This window comes from Marinobacter sp. H13 (assembly GCF_059072335.1).
On sequence record NZ_JCACRU010000009.1, the window covers coordinates 21,980 to 38,732 of the forward strand.

General features: G+C 49.5%; 15 protein-coding genes and 1 pseudogene. 12 read left to right on the top strand and 4 right to left on the bottom strand.

Going from position 1 to position 16,753, the window contains the following annotated elements:
* Positions 1-3: 3 nt before the first annotated feature.
* Positions 4-642: a helix-turn-helix domain-containing protein gene (locus AC5JQH_RS21545; RefSeq protein WP_405417546.1), complete on the bottom strand. Its 639-nt coding sequence runs from the start codon at positions 640-642 to the stop codon at positions 4-6.
* 280 nt (positions 643-922) lie between these two features.
* Between AC5JQH_RS21545 and AC5JQH_RS21550 the strand changes: the two genes are divergently transcribed.
* From AC5JQH_RS21550 to AC5JQH_RS21560, 3 genes and pseudogenes are all read left to right on the top strand, one after another.
* Positions 923-1,165 (top strand): helix-turn-helix domain-containing protein, encoded by a 243-nt coding sequence (locus AC5JQH_RS21550; RefSeq protein WP_445773607.1) that lies wholly within the window; start codon positions 923-925, stop codon positions 1,163-1,165.
* Between the two features lie 102 nt (positions 1,166-1,267).
* Complete coding sequence (locus tag AC5JQH_RS21555) at positions 1,268-4,252, top strand: Tn3-like element ISKox2 family transposase (protein ID WP_008126957.1); 2,985 nt, start codon at positions 1,268-1,270, stop codon at positions 4,250-4,252.
* Between the two features lie 102 nt (positions 4,253-4,354).
* Positions 4,355-4,801 (top strand): annotated as a pseudogene (locus AC5JQH_RS21560) (tyrosine-type recombinase/integrase); the annotation flags it as partial.
* 19 nt (positions 4,802-4,820) lie between these two features.
* Here the strand turns inward: AC5JQH_RS21560 and AC5JQH_RS21565 are convergent.
* Together AC5JQH_RS21565 and AC5JQH_RS21570 are read right to left on the bottom strand one after the other, a co-directional pair.
* Positions 4,821-5,309, bottom strand: coding sequence for a hypothetical protein (locus AC5JQH_RS21565; RefSeq protein WP_493806000.1), 489 nt, complete (start codon positions 5,307-5,309; stop codon positions 4,821-4,823).
* A 3-nt stretch (positions 5,310-5,312) separates the two neighbouring features.
* Positions 5,313-6,284 (bottom strand): LysR family transcriptional regulator, encoded by a 972-nt coding sequence (locus tag AC5JQH_RS21570; protein WP_493806001.1) that lies wholly within the window; start codon positions 6,282-6,284, stop codon positions 5,313-5,315.
* Between the two features lie 332 nt (positions 6,285-6,616).
* Here AC5JQH_RS21570 and AC5JQH_RS21575 point away from each other — a divergent pair, with 332 nt between their 5' ends.
* The 5 genes from AC5JQH_RS21575 to AC5JQH_RS21595 all read left to right on the top strand — a co-directional run bounded on the left by AC5JQH_RS21575 (position 6,617) and on the right by AC5JQH_RS21595 (position 12,336).
* The gene (locus AC5JQH_RS21575) at positions 6,617-7,186 is read left to right on the top strand and encodes an MAPEG family protein (protein WP_493806002.1); all 570 of its coding nucleotides are present in this window, start codon (positions 6,617-6,619) and stop codon (positions 7,184-7,186) included.
* 11 nt (positions 7,187-7,197) lie between these two features.
* Complete coding sequence (locus AC5JQH_RS21580) at positions 7,198-7,779, top strand: TetR/AcrR family transcriptional regulator (RefSeq protein WP_493806003.1); 582 nt, start codon at positions 7,198-7,200, stop codon at positions 7,777-7,779.
* A gap of 106 nt (positions 7,780-7,885) precedes the next feature.
* Positions 7,886-10,240: an efflux RND transporter permease subunit gene (locus AC5JQH_RS21585; protein WP_493806004.1), complete on the top strand. Its 2,355-nt coding sequence runs from the start codon at positions 7,886-7,888 to the stop codon at positions 10,238-10,240.
* A gap of 61 nt (positions 10,241-10,301) precedes the next feature.
* The gene (locus AC5JQH_RS21590) at positions 10,302-11,087 is read left to right on the top strand and encodes an outer membrane lipoprotein-sorting protein (RefSeq protein ID WP_493806005.1); all 786 of its coding nucleotides are present in this window, start codon (positions 10,302-10,304) and stop codon (positions 11,085-11,087) included.
* Positions 11,088-11,109: 22 nt separating this feature from the next.
* The gene (locus AC5JQH_RS21595; RefSeq protein ID WP_493806006.1) at positions 11,110-12,336 is read left to right on the top strand and encodes a hypothetical protein; all 1,227 of its coding nucleotides are present in this window, start codon (positions 11,110-11,112) and stop codon (positions 12,334-12,336) included.
* 126 nt (positions 12,337-12,462) lie between these two features.
* On the opposite strand, the gene AC5JQH_RS21600 is transcribed toward AC5JQH_RS21595, so the two are convergent.
* A complete protein-coding gene (locus AC5JQH_RS21600) occupies positions 12,463-13,551 on the bottom strand; it encodes an IS5 family transposase (RefSeq protein WP_493806007.1) in 1,089 nt (362 codons plus the stop codon).
* Between the two features lie 276 nt (positions 13,552-13,827).
* On the opposite strand from AC5JQH_RS21600, the gene AC5JQH_RS21605 reads away from it, so the two are divergent.
* The 4 genes from AC5JQH_RS21605 to AC5JQH_RS21620 all read left to right on the top strand — a co-directional run bounded on the left by AC5JQH_RS21605 (position 13,828) and on the right by AC5JQH_RS21620 (position 16,355).
* On the top strand, positions 13,828-14,643 hold the full coding sequence (locus AC5JQH_RS21605) for an SDR family oxidoreductase (RefSeq protein ID WP_493806008.1): 816 nt from the start codon (positions 13,828-13,830) through the stop codon (positions 14,641-14,643).
* A 22-nt stretch (positions 14,644-14,665) separates the two neighbouring features.
* On the top strand, positions 14,666-15,124 hold the full coding sequence (locus AC5JQH_RS21610; RefSeq protein WP_493806009.1) for an SRPBCC family protein: 459 nt from the start codon (positions 14,666-14,668) through the stop codon (positions 15,122-15,124).
* Positions 15,125-15,211: 87 nt separating this feature from the next.
* Positions 15,212-15,808: a hypothetical protein gene (locus tag AC5JQH_RS21615; protein ID WP_493806010.1), complete on the top strand. Its 597-nt coding sequence runs from the start codon at positions 15,212-15,214 to the stop codon at positions 15,806-15,808.
* Between the two features lie 232 nt (positions 15,809-16,040).
* A complete protein-coding gene (locus AC5JQH_RS21620) occupies positions 16,041-16,355 on the top strand; it encodes a putative quinol monooxygenase (RefSeq protein WP_493806011.1) in 315 nt (104 codons plus the stop codon).
* Positions 16,356-16,753 lie beyond the last annotated feature (398 nt).

Below are 16,753 nucleotides of genomic sequence, written 5' to 3' on the forward strand. Positions count from 1 at the left end.
TCCTTATACAAAGAACATGAAGTCGCGCGGTGCAAAAATATTGCGCTTGCTGAAAATGGGCGATACCAAGTCACCCTCGTAAAAATCCCGATATTCTTCCGGAATAACAGAAAATTCTTTTTGTACTGCCGGAATCCGCTGACACCAATCAGGCGCTTGCGCAGGATGAGATTTCGGTGGCTCCGACCAAACCTCGGCCATGCGTTCCAAAAAGCAGGCCTTCAACGCATATTTCAGGGCATCCTTTTCGTGGGGATCCGGCACCTGGGCTAAATCCCACTCCTTCCGCCAGAAGAGCTGCACATCATCCATAAACGCCACAGTGTCATGTTGAATGGCAGATTCACACATGCGATCCAGAATGCCACCAGGTGTTAGAACATCCCGTTTCGGAAGTGCATCTACCTCCAGGGAAACATTCAGGCCCAGCTTGAGCGCCATGTTGACCAGCGCGTCCACGCGAAATTCTCTGGCCTTACCATTAAACAAGGCACTCACCCGTGGCTGGGAAATGCCAAGCCGCTCAGCGGCTTCAATTTGGGTCAAATGGTTTTGAACCAGGGTGTCGCGCACGGCGCGAGCCAGGGTTGCCCGGATTTTCAGATTTTCTACCTGGATGGCTTCATCATTTACGGCCTGCATTGCAGTACCTCCTGCATGTGCTCAATGCCAATTTCACGCATGATACCACAAGAAATATAAACTATACATTTACTTTAATACTTTAAAGGTAAATAAAACCCTCGTTTTATTAACTGATTAGCGCAGGCCTTGAAAGATGTCATTTTCAGAAGACGACTGCACCAATTGACGGGGCGTAACGCCAGGTGTGCAGTCGGCTCCTGACCACGCAATATCAGAAGTCATCTGCACCAATCTCGACTATGCTCAATACTCGTGTGCACCAAAGCGAGGTGTGAGCATGGCGTCAGACACATCATTGATTGCCGAGCAAGGCGTGGCCACCCTGCCCGATGCGGCTTGGGCGCAGGCCCGGCAACGGGCGGAAATCATCGGGCCGCTGGCAGCGCTTGATGTGGTCGGGCATGAAGCCGCCGATGCCGCTGCTCACGCGCTTGGCCTGTCCAGGCGGCAGGTGTATGTCCTAATCCGCCGTGCCCGGCAAGGTGGGGTTCTAGGGATTTTCCCCTCTAAAGTAACATAAATCGCCATACTCACCATATTTAAAGGCATACAAAGGTGGGTTACTTCTCCAAAGTATGGCAAATTATGAGGTTAACAACCCCTTAAACTTAATTTAATTCCTATGGCTATAAAAAACGAACTATCAATTCTTACCAAAGCTGAGCAGCTTGATCTATATTCTCCGCCGCTATTATCACTTGAACAACAACGATTGTATTTTACGCCAAACGAGATCGAGTTAACAGAGTTGAAAAGTATTCGCCTAAGGAACCACCGATGCTATTTCATTGCGTTATTAGGGTATTTTAAGTCTAAGCCTGTGATTCTTTCACCTAGCTTTAACCTCATCTTTGACGATATGCAGTTTATTTCAACGCAAGTTCAAGGAGGCAAAGGGATCAGGCCTTTCAGCATTAATAAGATGCAGCGTGACCGTATATATCAAAGAATACTGAGGTTATTAAACTATCAGAAATGGGACGAAAGTCTGCACTTTGCGCCGCTGTACGAACATCTTGTTATGGTCGGCAAAGCTTGGCTTGAGCCTCGTTATCTATTCGATGCAGCCGCTGAATATCTAGCAACGCATAGAATTGCCATCCCTAAATATACTGTCTTACAAAAGCTTATCAGTCGTGTTATCCAACAGGTCAAGAAGGCGTTAAATAATAAGCTTCGTATTCATGTTTCATCTGAACTACACGGATTTCTAAATACTATTATCGATGACAAAGATGGGCTCTCCTTAAGCCAGCTTCGAGCCGGTGCAAAAAGCGTTATGGTGACAGAGCTAAAAAAAGAACTGACGGTGTATCATCAGTTACAGCCTTATACAAGACAGATTGATAATGCTGTTAAGGGCTTAGCCTTATCGTCTAAAAACCAACAACACTTCGGTGAAATGGTGGATTATTATGGCAGTAAACTAAAACGCTTTAAGCGTCCACAGCAACACCTATGGTTGCTGTGTTTTCTGACTCAACGCATACGGCAAAGCCTAGAGCGATTGGCTGATGGGTTTATTCATCATATCCGTAAACAACAAGAAGCTGCGCATGCGTTTGCCCAACAGGCAGTGTTTGACTCATGGAGGTCAGCTGCAGACAATGTCACCAAAGCCGCAGAATTACTGCATCTGTTTGTTGATGACAGTATCGACGATAATCAACCATTTGCAACGGTTAGGCAACAAGCATTAAGTGTAATGAATAACCAAGATATAGAAACGCTATGCCTGTACTTAAAAAAGCAAAAACGCACGGTAGAAGAATATCAATGGCAATATTATGATGATCAAAACGGGTTAATTGAGCAGTTATTAAGGCCCGTGTTTCTATGTCTTGAATGCCAAGCAGGTAAAGGCTCAGAAGCATTAGTGACCCAGCTCAAAACCACAAAAACAGAACTATTAGCAGGTAATACATTGCAAACAATGGATAGTACACTTATCCAACAAAAACATCGTCCATGGTTAATTAACAAGGATGTTGTTCATCCACAGCGATACGAATGGTTGCTTTACCGTCAACTGGCTTCTCGGCTTAATGGTCGAATTTACTTATCAAACGTCACTAAATATCGTGCGCTAGAAGACGACTTAATTGCATCGTCAATACAGCCTGATCTATTGGCATCATCAACATTGGAAAAGCTAAAGCAGCCGATTCAGAAGCTACTGCAAGTAAAACAAATACGCTTAACAACATCCCTAGAAGATGTTGCTCGTCACATTGATAATGGTGATAACCGCAATGTGATCATGAAGAGCCGAAGTGGCACACGATGGCGACTGCCAGTTAAAGGCTCCCAATCACTTGTCAACAACCCTTTCTTTAAACAAATGATCCCCGTCAGTATTGCTGATGTGTTGCGTTATGTTGAACAAGAAACCAACTTTATGCAATGCTTCGCACACGTGCTGCCAATACAAAAACAAGTAGGCGCCAATCAGGATGATTTATTGGCTATTCTAATTGCGAATGCGACACATCGCGGCGTATATGGGATGGCACAAATATCTGATCGCAGTTATGAGCATCTAAGCACTATACAAGCTAATTATATTAGGCCTGAAACCTTGCAAGAGGCTAGTGATATCATCAATAACGCAGTAGCGGCACTCCCTATTTTCCGCCACTATCACATCCAAGAAGACGTCCTGCACGCCAGTACCGATGGGCAAAAATTTGAAACTCACCTTGAGACTTTTAAAACTCGCTACTCCTCGAAATACTTCGGCACCAACAAAGGTATTACGGCCATGACGTTAGTTGCCAATCATAGTGCGTTAAATGCCCGTATCATAGGATCTAATGAGCATGAGTCCCATTATATTTACGACTTACTACAATCTAATACTAGTGATCTTAAGCCAGATGTCCTCTCAACCGACACCCATGGTGTTAATCATGTTAATTATGCCTTATTGGATTTATGCGGTTATAGTTTTGCGCCTAGGTATGCTCAGTTCACCAGTGTGATCAATGACCTATTTAACGTAACTGAAAGCGACGACGGAAACACGCATCTGGCGCTGAAAAAGCCGATAAAAATGAATGTGATTGAAGAAGGCTGGCAGGATATTCAGCGTATTGTGTTATCCCTTCAAGAAAAACGCACAACACAGGCATTGCTAGTACGCAAATTATCTGGTTATCCATCTAGACACCCTATATTACAAGCATTAACGGAATATAATAGGCTCATCAAAGCCCAATATTTACTTGATTATATTGATGATGCAAGTCTGCGCCAATATGTTCAACGAGCACTGAACCGAGGCGAAGCCTGGCATTTCCTCAGGCGAGCTATTGCATCGGTCAATCGTGACCAGTTCCGTGGAAAAAACGAATCAGAAATAGTCGTCTGGAACGAGTGTGCCCGTTTGACGGCAAATGCTATTATCTACTTTAACTCGATGATCCTAAGTCATCTATTACTGCACTTTGAAGAAGTTGGTGACGAGGAAAAAGCAGCAATAACTCGACAAGTATCACCCGTTGCATGGCAGAACATTAATCTGAGCGGCACTTATCAGTTCGCTAGTAACCGCAAACTACCTGATTTACAGGAAATAACTAGGCCTATTGTTGAAAATGAAGTCTAAAATGAAAGGTAACCCAGCTCCACAAGCCATTAACTGCGAGGGTTGTGGCGATTTATGTTACTTTAGAGGGGAAAATCCCTAGAACCCCTCAGTGCTGCCGTAAAAATGGACGTGAAAGATGTATTTATCAAGAAGCGTCGCCAATGGGTACGGTTGCATGAAAAAGGCGGCAAGGAGCATGAAATGCCCTGCCATCACACACTTGAACATTACCTCCTGGAATACATGGAAGCCGCTGGTATCAGTAAAGAAAAACCTGGCCCACTTTTCCGTACAATGGATCGTCGTCGTCAGCTGACCGATAATCGATTAAACCGTACAGAGGCCTGGTACATGGTCAAGCGTCGCGCCGCGCAAGCCGGTATCGATACCGCCATCTGCAATCATACATTCAGAGGTACAGGGCTGACGGCGTATCTTGAGAACCCAGAAGCACGGCTTGAGCACGCCCAGCAAATGGCCAATCATGCGGACCCAAAGACCACAAAAATCTATGACCGCCGATCCGATGAAGTATCGCTTGATGAGGTAGAACGGATTGGGATTTAAAGTTTTGTTGGTCTGTCTTCTAACCGGCGTGCGACAACAGTTCTTCTATGAACACCAACTCAGTCTGGTGTTGCCGATAAAGTAACTCCACACCTTTTTTCTGATTGCGCAATTCCACAGGTACGGCTCCTATGACTTCCAGTCGGGCGCGTAGTTCTTCATGTCGCGCCAGGAGGCCGGACTTAACGTCGCTTTCGTCCATTAAATGTAAATAGTTAAGAGCAATTGCACTTGGGACTTCAGGGGGTACGTAAGAGGCGAGCCGTTTTCTTTGCAGATTGTGGAACGCCTTCGAGCCCTCCTCGGTAATATGGAATGTCGTGCCTCCGGGCTCTTTTTTCGCCTGTACCCAGCCCAGTTTGGACATTTCACTCATCAACCTATGGGCATTGGCTTTTGTAATACCTAGCCCGATCCGTGACGTACCCTCCAACTCATTGCTCATCAGGTAAGGACAAAACCCCCCTTCACTTTCCAGCATTCCGAGCAGTAGTAGTTTCTTCTCCATAAATCACGTCCTGTTGGCTAACTGCTTAACGTCGGCCTCCAAAAGCGCGGCATGGCTGGAGGATAACAATGGTTCCTTGCTAAATTCGTCGGTGATGAAGCTTATAAAAGCCTGCGTTCTTGCCGGCAGCGGACGCCGTGCGGGATACACAAGACTAATCGGCATCGGTGCAGCCTCATATCGCTCTAACAAGCGTACGACCTTACCTTCATCGAGCAATTCCGGTATAGACCAGCTTGGCAATATCGCGATTCCGTTACCCTCAAACGCTGTCATCCCGACAACATCAGCAGAGTTGGAGCTAATGCGCCCCGATACTTTGACGCGAATAGTTTCCCCCGACTCATTATCTGCGAACTGCCACACATTCGGTGACGACAGCCCATTGAAAATAATGCAGTTATGAGACTTCAAATCTTCCGGGTGTTGCGGAAAACCGTGCTTTTCAACATAGTCCGGGGTGGCGACAGCCATGCGTCGCATATTACCCACGCGCACAACAATCAGGTTTTCATCTACGACGTGGCCGAGTCGGATGGCGACATCGATGTTTTCTTCCACGATGTCTGTAACCAGGTCGCTAAGCTCGAAATTGACATTCACTTCCGGCCATTTTGCTAGGAATCGCTTCATCCGTGGGATCACCTGAATGCGGGTAAAGGCTGTGGTTCCTGAGACCCGGATAGTGCCAAACGCTTTTCCCTGGGCTGCGGCAACAGAAGCCGTTGCTTGCGCAGCAGCGGCCACCAAGCCGATAGCGTGGTGATAGAAAACACGCCCCTCCTCCGTCAGTTCCAACGACCGGGTTGTCCGGTTTAGGAGCCGCGCACCTACATGTGCTTCAAGCGCTCCGATCTGTCGGCTGACGGTTGGTTGCGTTGATTTCATCTCTTCCGCCACAGCGGTAAAGCTCCCAACCTCAACAGTTCGGACAAAGATATTAACGAGTTCGAGTATTCCTGATTGCATGCGCATAATGTATCAATAGATGGGAATGGCGTCTAATAAATTCAACATCTTCAACGTGAGTATATGGCAAAAATAATGCCCTCTGCGTGAATTATCTCGCTAAAACCAATAAAAATGCTAGTAAAAACAACAAAAATTTAAGCTCTATGCCACAGCGCTATCCCGCACCATTACTAGCATTACATGATACTAATACGCTGAGTGTATGAATGATATACGTGCTCGCTAAGTTATCATCCGGCTTTTTCTCCGTATATTTCACCTAACAAATTTGATTCGCGGCGGTGTGTCCGAAAAGGAACCGGTCGTTAAACAACTAAAACTCAACAGGTGAAAAAGTGAGCAAACTACTCGAAGCTGATGTGTCTACCGAAGCCGGCGCCAAGACGGTGCTGTCGCGTTTCCAACTCTATGCGCTTATCAATCTGATCCTTATTGGCGGTTTTCTGTATCTCGGAATGACCGGTAATTGGTTCGCCGACCAAAGCGTTACGACGACAGCAGACAAGTTTGCATACGTCTTTCAGAACTTCGCTTTTATCGGCCTGGTATTGTGGATCTCGGTTTTCTGGGTCTCAAATGTCAGGCAAGTGCCTAACGAGGAACGTTGGCAGGAAGCACATCGCCCATCACCGGGTAGTGCCCTCGATTTGGCTCAACGAATAACGCTCAACACGTTAGAGCAGGCCGTCATTATCGTACTAGCGCAACTGGCGCTCGCCTCGGTGCTCACACCCGAAACCATCAATGCTACCCGTCTGTTGGCGATTGTCTGGGTCTTGGGACGGCTGTTGTTCACCGTCGGCTACCGTATTCACCCGTTCCACCGATCGTTCGGCATGTCCATGACCTTGTTACCGCCGGTCATAACGTTTGGCTACGCCATCTACCAGATCCTCTTTGCATAGGAGCCGCAAATATGGCCAGGGCAAGAGAATTTTCTGAAGATGACGTATTGGAAGCCAGCATGAACGCATTCTGGCTACGCGGTTATGAGGCTACGTCGATTACCGACCTTGAGAATGCTACGGGCATTGCACGAGGTAGCATATACAAAGCGTTCGGCGATAAACGGCAGCTGTTCCTGCTGTCGTTAAATCGCTACCTCTCTGGCACTAAGAAACAGTTTAAGAAAATACTCGACAGCGACGGCGACACTATAGCCGCTTTGTTAAATTCTTTTGAGGCAGCCCAAGCCGCCGACGCGGCGAGTGGGTCGCGAGGCTGTTTTGCAATGAACAGCGGCATCGAGCTTGCCTGTGAAGACGAAGACGTCGGCAAGCTTCTGCACTTCCACCAAAGTTACCTGCTGCGGCATATGACCGATCGTATCCGGCGCGGTCAGGCCGATGGAGAAGTGCGAACAGATGTCGATCCACAAACGGCGACACTGATGTTGCTGATCTTCCATACCGGCATATCCGCTTCAGCCTGGCAGGCCGTCGATCCGGCTGCCATCAGCGAGACGACGAGCAAACTATTGGCATTGCTATCGCCCTAAAAAAATTTGCCCGATTGGGAAACAACCGTTCCCCAACTGCAATACGGCAGCCCGAAAAACAAGAACACGCGGACATTAATGTCCTGAATTATTTGGAGACTAACAAATGACTACACAAGAAAAGGAGAACCAGTTCGGCGCACGCTTTGGCCGCTTTGTTGTCCAGTGGCGCTGGCCCATTCTTATCCTGACACTATTGCTCGGTATTACTGCCGCTAGCGGCGTCCGCTTCCTGGGGTTTGATCAGGATTACCGCGCGTTTTTCAGCGACGAGAACCCGCAGCTGACAGAGTTCGAGAAGGTGCAGCGCACCTACACAAAATCCGACACCGTCTTATTCGCCATTCTGCCAACCGAAGGCGATACGGTTTTCAGTAAACCGGTCATCGAGGCCGTGAGCGAGCTCACTGAGCAAAGCTGGTTATTGCCATACACATTGCGCGTCGATTCCATGACCAATTTTCAGCACACTGTCGCTGAAGCTGACGACCTGATCGTGGCTAACCTGGTTGAGGACGCAACAAGCCTAACCCCGGCCGACATTGAATATATTCGGGGCGTCGCAGTGAAAGAGCCAAATCTGGTTAACCAGCTGGTCAGCCCAGATGGCGGCGCGGCCGGCGTCCTGGTGACGTTCCACCTTCCCGGGGAATCCATAGATGAAATGCCGACCGTAGCGGAAGCCGCCCGTCAGCTCTCCCAACAAATTCAGCAAAGCTACCCTGTCGATATAAAGATGACCGGCTCTGTCCCGCTTAACAACGCGTTCTTCCAGTCATCCGCACAAGATACCACTACCTTAGTGCCGCTGATGTACCTGATCATCATCGTTGCCACTTTCCTACTGGTGCGCTCGTTTACTGCAACGATAGGCACCGTCATCGTCCTCATTATGTCGGTTGCGGTTGGCGTGGGCATGGGCGGTTGGCTCGGGATTTTGCTTACGCCGCCTTCTGCAGCGACACCAACAATCATCACCACACTGGCGGTCGCAGACTCGGTCCATTTCCTTATGACGATGATGGCCGCCATGCGTTCGGGTATGGAAAAACGTGCTGCCATCGTTGAAAGCCTGCGCGTCAACGTACAGCCTATATTCTTAACAAGCATCACGACCGCTGTCGGCTTCCTGTCAATGAATTTCAGTGATGCCCCACCCTTCCGGGATCTGGGCAACATGACAGCGATCGGCGTGATGGCTGCTTGTCTGTTCTCTCTCGTTTTGCTGCCAGCTTTCTTGGCCATCGTGCCTGTAAAAGCCCGCGCCAGCAAAGATCGCATGACCGCATCATTTGATTGGCTCGCCGATTTTGTCATTCGCCACCGTAAGCCCGTTTTGGGTCTTTCACTGGTGGCGTCTTTTGGGCTGGTTGCTCTAATTCCGCTTAACAATGTCAACGACGACATGGTGGCGTACTTCGACAAATCGTTGGAGTTCAGACAGCACACCGACACTACACTCGATAAACTGACCGGCATCTACCAGCTACAGTTCTCGCTCGAAACTGGTGAGGCGAACGGCGTCAGTGATCCGGCATTCCTTGCTAAGACAGAGAGCTTCACCGATTGGTTGCGCCAACAGCCGGAAGTGATCCACGTTAACTCTATTACGGATACCTTCAAGCGTCTGAATAAGAACCTGCATGGCGATGACCAGGACTGGTACCGCTTACCCGACGAGAGAGACCAGGCCTCGCAATACTTGCTCTTGTATGAGCTGTCTTTGCCTTACGGGCTGGATCTGAACAACCAACTCAACATCGACAAATCCTCTACCCGCATCGTCGCGACCCTGCAGGATATGGATTCGGACGAAATGATTGAAATCACCGAGCGCTCGGAGCAGTGGCTCGAAAGTAATACCGGGATTCAAGCGCTCGGCGTCGGTCCTGCGATTATGTTTGCGCACATCAGCGAACGTAATATTGACAGCATGATCGACGGCACGTTGATCGCCATTCTCATTATTTCACTAATGATTATGGTGGCTTTGCGAAGCCTGAGTATCGGTTTCATCAGCCTTATTCCGAACCTTTTGCCTGCCGGCATCACCTTCGGCATCTGGGGGCTGTTTGTTGGCGAAGTGAATGTTGCCGCATCAATCGTGCTCGGTATGGCAATGGGCATTCTTGTGGATGACTGCGTCCATTTCCTCAGTAAATACCTGCGCGGCCGCCGTGAACACGGGCAGAGCTCGGAAGAAGCAGTACGTTATGCCTTCCATCATGTGGGCGGCGCTATCATCGTGACTTCGGTCATTTTGATTGCAGGTTTCGCACTGCTGTCCTTGTCTTCATTCGCGCTCAACAAATACATGGCTCAGCTCACCGGCATCGCGATTTTCGTCGCAGTGATTGCTGACTTGTTGCTGCTGCCGACGTTGCTGATGACCCTGGACCGCAAAAAACGCGGTGCTGACAAGACGACTTCTACTCCCGTCGCCGTCGCTCAAAAAATCTAAACCACTTACACATCGGAAAGGAAATATTATGAATACGACACCATTAACTAGACGCTCAATCTTGGGCACTACTGCAGCCCTCTTGGCGCTGTCGGCCGGATTTACCGCGCTGCCGGCAGCGGCACAAACTGCTGTAGAGCGTGGGCTTGAGATCGCTGTTGAAGCCGACCGCCGCGACATCGGCTTTGGCGACACCAAAGCCAATATGACCATGACGCTGAAAAGCGCACAGGGTGAAACGGCGACCCGTTCCCTGCGCATACGCACGCTTGAACAAACAGACGACGGCGACAAATCGATGATCATCTTCGATACGCCTGGCGACGTAAAAGGCACGGCTTTTCTCTCGTTTACCCACAAACAAGGTGCAGATGACCAGTGGCTCTACCTGCCATCCCTGAAACGCGTCAAACGCATTTCGCAGTCCAACCAGTCAGGCCCATTCGTGGGCAGTGAGTTTGCCTACGAAGACCTCTCTTCCCAGGAAGTCGAAAAGTACACTTACAAGTATGTACGTGACGAGAGCTTCGACGGCCGGGACCATTTTGTTATCGAGACCGATCCAGTGAACCCAAAGTCCGGTTACAGCCGACAGCTCGTCTATTTTGATAAAGAGCACTACCGCCCCTGGAAAATCGAGTTTTTCGACCGTCGTGGCTCGCATATGAAAACGCTGACGGTCTCAGGTTACAAGCAGTACCTGGGCAAATACTGGCGAGCTGACCGCCAGGACATGGTCAATCACCTCACCGGTAAAAGCACAACGTTGTCGTTCGGCGACTATGTGTTCAATAACGGCTTCAAAGACCGTGATTTCAAGCAAAACGCACTGAAAAAGGCTCGCTGAGCGGGCTGAAAGGACAAGCGTTATGCTGACATCCCACCACAATATTCATCGAAAAGCAGCGCCCTGGCTTCTAGCTGGGGCGCTCACAATGCCAGTAGCAACGCTCGCAACCGCCGGGGAGATTTCAGGCCACGTCGGACTTGAGAGCCGGTACTTTACCAACGACACATCGGACTCCAGGCAAGATCGCTTCGGCCTCTCTGTGTTTGGCCAGTTTGAATACTTTCACGATTGGGACGACGGCAACCAGCGTTTCGTCGCCACGCCGTTCTTGCGCTACGACGAGGACGACAGCGAACGCACCCACTTTGACCTGCGGGAATTTTACTACCGCAAGAGCTTTGAAGATCAGGGTATCGACCTTTATGTCGGTGCTCGAACCGTCTTCTGGGGCGTCACCGAAAGTCTACACCTGGTCGATGTAATCAACCAAACGGATCTCGTCGAGAATCTGGACGGGGAAGACAAGCTTGGTCAACCAATGGTTCAGCTCTCTTGGGAGCAGGACTGGGGCACGCTCGATCTCTTCTATCTGCCCTACTTTCGTGAACGTACCTTCCCGGGCGAAAATGGCAGACTCAGAACCCCTTTCGTCGTGGATACCGACCGCGCTGAGTATGAATCCGGCGCAGAGCAGTGGCAACCCAGCTTTGCCGCTCGGTGGAGCAACAGTATCGGCGACTGGGACATCGGCGTATCGCAATTCTATGGAAACAGCCCCGAGCCGCGTTTCATTCAAGACAACAGTGGCAGCGAGACGGTTTTGGTCCCCCGATACGATCTATTGAATCAGACCAGTATCGATGTCCAATATACCGCCGAAGACTGGCTGTGGAAGCTTGAGGCATTAACGCGTGACAGCTTCGATGGCCGGTCAAACGCTTTCGTTGGCGGCTTTGAATACACCTTGTTTGATATAAAAGAGACCGGCCTGGACATCGGCCTGATCGCCGAATTTCAATATGACGATCGCAGCGGAGAAATTCAGCCCATTGGTGACAACGATATAGCCTTCGGCACTCGCTTTACTCTGAACGACACCAACGATACCGACATCCTGTTTTTAACGGCGATAGACGTTGAAACCGGTTCCCAGTTCTACACGGTCGAAGCGGATCGACGTATTGGCGAAGACTGGGAAGTTGAGCTTCAAGCCAGGTTTTTCGCCAATGCGGACAACGCCAACGATCCGCTGACAATTTTCAACCAAGAAGACTACTTCCAGCTCACGCTGCGGAAGTTCTTCTAGCAGGCTGTTGAAATTCAGAAATAAATCGAAATCACATCACCTCTAATTTAAGTTTTCAGTGTTTTTTTACCTGTTCTTGCCGATTTTTCTTCGTATTGATGACTTTCTCCACATCAACTCTGTTCATCAGACACACTGACCCTGTAAATTACGAATTCGGGTTAAATTCCAGCCAATTATCGTCATCTGGAAAATGGCGTTGACTCGCTCAAGTCCACGTACTTTGACCTGTCGAAACAGACCTACGGTTTTGCCCCAACCGAATGGCTCTTCAACTCGCTTGCGCTTTCTCTGACTCATCTCGTAACCGGGATGACGGGTCGTGCGACCATCTATTGCCGAGCCACCTTTCCGCTGAGTGTTCTGCGCCACATGAGGTGTGATTTTTAGCCCCTTGCAACTGGCGACAAACCCTTTTGTGTCGTAGTTCTTGTCTGCACCGACAGTTTTCCTGTGCGATCCGGGCAACCCTGCCAGCATCGTAATCGCGGTATCTCGCTCTCCATGACCATCGGCCAAACTAACCCTGGCATCCACCACCAAACCGTTACGGTTTTCCATTAACGAGTGACCAAGGTAGGCCAGTTTGGCTTCGCTGTTAGTCGATTTCTTGTAGTTCCTCGATTCCGGATCTGTCTTTGATTCGTGAGTGTCGTTGCTACGTTTCTCACCGTGAAAATTATGCTCGGCATTGCGGCCACCGCTGCTATTTGAGTCTTCATCCTCACCTTTTGGGCGAAAGCTTTTTTGCGAAGCCCAGGCTTGAATTAAGGTGCCATCGACACTGAAATGCTCATCACTGAGTAGATTCTGTTTGCCTGCCAGTTCCACCACCTCTTTAAAAAGTGCGGGAATGACCTGGTGCTCAAGTAAGCGATCACGATTTTTGCTGAAGGTCGAGTGATCCCATACGGTATCGTCGATAGTGAGACCGGTAAACCAGCGAAACAATAAGTTGTATGTCATCTGCTCCATGAGTTGGCGCTCACTACGAATACTGTAAAGTACCTGTAAAAGCTGGGCTCGCAAAAGACGCTCAGGTGGAATTGATTCACGACCGCCTTCGGCATAAGCCGTGTCAAACAGCCAATCGATCCGTTTCATGGCTTGATTAAACAACTCGCGTAATGGCCGAAGCGGATGCTGTTGAGGTACAAACGTTTCGAGATGGACAGTAGAGAAAAGAGCTTCTTGAGTGATATCAGTGCCGCGCATTCTTAAATAGTCTCAAGTCCGTATGACGGCGGAATTTTATCAAAAGCAGTGGCTGCGCGGAAGAATTTCAACAGCCTGCTAGGTACATCCGGACACAGGAACCCATCCATGAAAACGATGCAAATAAACAGTTTTACCAACGATCAGTCAGCTTCTGCACTGATCGATACAACCGCACCTCAATTGGGTGCAAACAGAACACTCATCAAAGCTGGCAGCACTTCGCCAGCTTGTGAGACCTAAACCCTAAACAACCCTCAACAATAGGAAAATCCCATGACTACACAATCAAAAGTTATCTTCATCACTGGCACGTCTCGCGGTATCGGCAAAGCGCTGGCCGATGAACTGAAAAACCAGGGACACATTGTCTATGGTTGCTCGCGTAGCGGTGATGAAAATGACGACCGCCACCTTAAATTTGATGTCACTGATTATGACGATAGCGTGGCAGCGGTCGAGCAGATCGTTAGTAAGGAAGGTCGCCTGGACGCCGTTGTCAACAATGTCGCCTATCATCTGTTGGGCGCATCGGAAGAAACGTCGATTGACGAAATCCGCGCCCAATTCGAGGTGAATTTCTTTGGCGCACTGAATGTCATTAAAGCCGCCACCGGAACGATGGTCGAACAGCGTGCGGGTCACATCGTCAATGTGACATCACTGCCCGCCCGTATCGCCCTGCCCTTCATGTCGGCCTACTGTGCCAGCAAATACGCCCTAGAAGGCTACAGCCGTTCTTTACGAGCCGAAGTGCTGCCTTTTGGTGTGCAAGTGGCCAACATCGTCCCAGCCGGCGTTGACACTGGCACCGCCGATCAGTCGGTCAAAGTCACAGCCACACCGGCGGAACCTTTCGAGCCTCTGCGACGCGACCTGACCAAAGGCATCCAAGCCGGTCAGCACGAAGGGATCACGTCGGTTTCTGATGTGGTGACAGCCATTATCGACACACTGACGGACCCAGCTCCCGCTTTCAGCAATATCGTTGGGGCAACCGCCAAGCAGTTCATCGATGCCGAAAAGAATCTTCCAGAAGCGGACATCGAAGCAATGATCCGTAACTTCACCGGCTTACCTGAGTCTGTCTAACGGCACCTCTAAGGAGCATATTATGCCAGCAGTAACACTTGTCCATGATATGGACGCCAACCAGGAAACCGTGTGGAATGCATGGGCGGATTTCGGCAACATTGCCGAATTCCACCCAGGCTTAAAAGGTTCACGCATCATCCGAGGCCCGGAGACGGGCCAAGGTGCGACGCGCGTCTGCGAACAGCAGGACGGCACAGAAATCAATGAGCGCATCACCGTTTTTGAACCACACAGCAAGATCGGTTGGGTGCTGGAGAACCCGCCGAAACCACTCAAGGAAGGTGTCGTCACCGTCAAAATGGATAACCAGGGGCCGGGCAAAACCCGCGTCACGATGGAATTTGAAGTCAAGATGGGCATGGGGCCGCTCGGGCCAATCATTTACAACCTTGTGGCCAAAAACATGATCACAAAAAACCTCACCAAAGTGCTTAGCGCTTTGAACAAACATCTAACCGAAAAGGAGACTGCACGATGACCTTACCACTCATACCCGTATTTATTGTCCTGTATATCGGCTCGTTTTTCTTGCTGAACTGGGCAATTAAAAAGGAGGATGGCTAACATGTTCATGGGACATTTTGCTACGGCACTCGTGCCGTATGAAAAGCTCGCGGCAAAGGACGCCGTCGAGCCATCAAAAAAGGCTGCTCCGTTCTGGATCTTCCTGGTCGGCGCTCAGCTACTGGATTTTGCGATGTTGCTGTTCGTCTCGCTTGGGGTAGAGAGTTTCCTGCCGCATGATTATCATCCGATCGATACGAAGTTCTACAACATGCAGACCGACATGTGGCTCACCCATGACCTGATACCAGTGTCATTCTGGGCTGTCGGATTTGCAGTGGTTGCGTTCCTGCTCACAAGAAGGTTGTCCGTGGCACTATGGTCTTTTGCCCTGGTGGTGTTTCACGAAGTTCTCGACCTTCTGGTAGGGTTCAAACACTACGTGAACGGAGAAACTTCAACAGAGGTTGGCTTGGCTCTTTATACCCAAGCACCGTTTATAGGATTGTGTATTGAAGTGGCTCTGTGCGCTCTCATCGTCTGGTGGTTTACGTCATCCCGTGCCGCTCGTGGCAAACCGGTTTCTAACCGACTGAAGTGGATTCTGTATGGAACGCTAGTCGGGGGCACCCTGTCTACCCTGCCGATGGCAATATGACCAGAACAGTACAAAACACAGCAATCCCATTGAGCCAGGTTATTTCGACTGGCTCAATACTCTCTCAAGACACAGGCTCCAACCTTATTTAAGGCTTCCCATACGGTCGTGCTCTGTTGCTGCGCAATGGAGCCTGTGGTCTCTGCCATCAGGTAACGATCACTAAGCCTGTCGGAACGATCCGAAGCACGGTCGGCCTACCTGAAAGGGCCCTGAATACGAGGAATAAACAATGGCAAAAACCACGTTATTTGTGTTCGCTAAAATCTCCCCAAAGGCTGAATACTTTGGAGACGCGAAAGAAGCGATAACCAGTATTGTTCAGCTGACAAGGGAAGAAGCTGGCTGTCTCCAGTTCGAGCTTTACGTAGATTTATCCGATGAAAAACTTTACTTATATGAGGAATGGGAAAGCGAACAAGACCTAGAACAACATTATCAGCAACCCTACACTGCGGCTGTATTTGAAAGCTACAAGAACTGGCTTTCCGACCCAGTAGAGATAACTAAGATGAGGAAACCCCTTCTTCAGATGAGCCCCACTTAGGAACAATTTCCTTAGATCAAGAGTGCGGCCTGAGCTTGGCCCACCGGTCGTGCTCTATAGATATTACTATCTAATAAACCCCCGCAAATACACCTTTCTAGCCAAGCGCCCGTTGTTCCCAGCGGTCAGCGATGACGAAATGCGTGCTATCCAAAATCTTCTGTCTGCCGAAATCGAAACTTAGCCAACATCATAGTCGAACAACTAAGCAAAATTCATCTGCAAATATGTCATGGATCATAGGCTTTCCCGTTGGGTCGTGCTCTATGGCTGCGCCACGGAGCCTGTAGTCTCCGCCATCCGGTAACGATCACTAAGCCCATTGGGACGCTGGCGAGCGTCCCCTGGTAAAGACCCAAGGCGAGTCGCCCGGTCGGTCTCCCCATCCTTCTCTTCAC

Excerpts from the sequence above, each read along its gene's own strand:
- AC5JQH_RS21545 (WP_405417546.1), bottom strand. The coding sequence starts at position 642 with ATGCAGGCCGTAAATGATGAAGCCATCCAGGTAGAAAATCTGAAAATC.
- AC5JQH_RS21550 (WP_445773607.1), top strand. The coding sequence starts at position 923 with ATGGCGTCAGACACATCATTGATTGCCGAGCAAGGCGTGGCCACCCTG.
- AC5JQH_RS21555 (WP_008126957.1), top strand. The coding sequence starts at position 1,268 with ATGGCTATAAAAAACGAACTATCAATTCTTACCAAAGCTGAGCAGCTT.
- AC5JQH_RS21565 (WP_493806000.1), bottom strand. The coding sequence starts at position 5,309 with ATGGAGAAGAAACTACTACTGCTCGGAATGCTGGAAAGTGAAGGGGGG.
- AC5JQH_RS21570 (WP_493806001.1), bottom strand. The coding sequence starts at position 6,284 with ATGCGCATGCAATCAGGAATACTCGAACTCGTTAATATCTTTGTCCGA.
- AC5JQH_RS21580 (WP_493806003.1), top strand. The coding sequence starts at position 7,198 with ATGGCCAGGGCAAGAGAATTTTCTGAAGATGACGTATTGGAAGCCAGC.
- AC5JQH_RS21585 (WP_493806004.1), top strand. The coding sequence starts at position 7,886 with ATGACTACACAAGAAAAGGAGAACCAGTTCGGCGCACGCTTTGGCCGC.
- AC5JQH_RS21595 (WP_493806006.1), top strand. The coding sequence starts at position 11,110 with ATGCTGACATCCCACCACAATATTCATCGAAAAGCAGCGCCCTGGCTT.
- AC5JQH_RS21600 (WP_493806007.1), bottom strand. The coding sequence starts at position 13,551 with ATGCGCGGCACTGATATCACTCAAGAAGCTCTTTTCTCTACTGTCCAT.
- AC5JQH_RS21605 (WP_493806008.1), top strand. The coding sequence starts at position 13,828 with ATGACTACACAATCAAAAGTTATCTTCATCACTGGCACGTCTCGCGGT.
- AC5JQH_RS21610 (WP_493806009.1), top strand. The coding sequence starts at position 14,666 with ATGCCAGCAGTAACACTTGTCCATGATATGGACGCCAACCAGGAAACC.
- AC5JQH_RS21615 (WP_493806010.1), top strand. The coding sequence starts at position 15,212 with ATGTTCATGGGACATTTTGCTACGGCACTCGTGCCGTATGAAAAGCTC.
- AC5JQH_RS21620 (WP_493806011.1), top strand. The coding sequence starts at position 16,041 with ATGGCAAAAACCACGTTATTTGTGTTCGCTAAAATCTCCCCAAAGGCT.